We start from the raw sequence: 294 nt of genomic DNA on the forward strand, positions 1-294 counted from the left end.
TGAACCCGCTCCCACAGGGCTATGTTGCCTGAGCCCTGTAGGCTGGCACCTTTGTTGCTTTAGGTTGGCTATTCGCCGCATGACTGTCAAAAAAATGCGGCCGCAGGAGAGAGAAGGGTCATGAGCCAAGGTGTTGAATTCAATCGTCTGATGTTGGACATGCGGGCCATGCAGGCCGATGCCATGTCGCTGCCCAAGGTGGCCGCAGCCCCCGAGCTGGCGCCGGGGCAGAGTACCTTTGCCGACATGCTCGGCCAGGCCATCGGCAAGGTGCATGAGACGCAGCAGGCTTCG

The 294-nt window shown here is 60.2% G+C and carries 1 pseudogene; it reads left to right on the plus strand.

What is annotated here, in order from left to right:
* Positions 1 to 120: 120 nt before the first annotated feature.
* A pseudogene (locus M2S36_RS16980) lies at positions 121 to 294 on the plus strand (flagellar hook-basal body complex protein FliE); the annotation flags it as partial.

This window comes from Pseudomonas sp. SF2, from assembly GCF_036858055.1.
Taxonomy (GTDB): domain Bacteria; phylum Pseudomonadota; class Gammaproteobacteria; order Pseudomonadales; family Pseudomonadaceae; genus Aquipseudomonas.